General features: G+C 56.4%; 1 rRNA gene. It reads left to right on the forward strand.

The features are described 5' to 3' along the window. Positions 1-342: ribosomal RNA gene (locus WFH25_RS19305) — 16S ribosomal RNA — on the forward strand; the annotation flags it as partial.

The following is a 342-nucleotide window of genomic DNA, read 5'->3' on the forward strand; positions in this document are numbered from 1 at the left end:
CTCAAAGGAATTGACGGGGGCCCGCACAAGCGGCGGAGCATGCGGATTAATTCGATGCAACGCGAAGAACCTTACCAAGGCTTGACATACACCGGAAACGGCCAGAGATGGTCGCCCCCTTGTGGTCGGTGTACAGGTGGTGCATGGTTGTCGTCAGCTCGTGTCGTGAGATGTTGGGTTAAGTCCCGCAACGAGCGCAACCCTCGTTCTATGTTGCCAGCGCGTTATGGCGGGGACTCATAGGAGACTGCCGGGGTCAACTCGGAGGAAGGTGGGGATGACGTCAAATCATCATGCCCCTTATGTCTTGGGCTTCACGCATGCTACAATGGCCGGTACAAA

The sequence above is a fragment of the Curtobacterium sp. USHLN213 genome, assembly GCF_037144815.1.
GTDB lineage: Bacteria > Actinomycetota > Actinomycetes > Actinomycetales > Microbacteriaceae > Curtobacterium.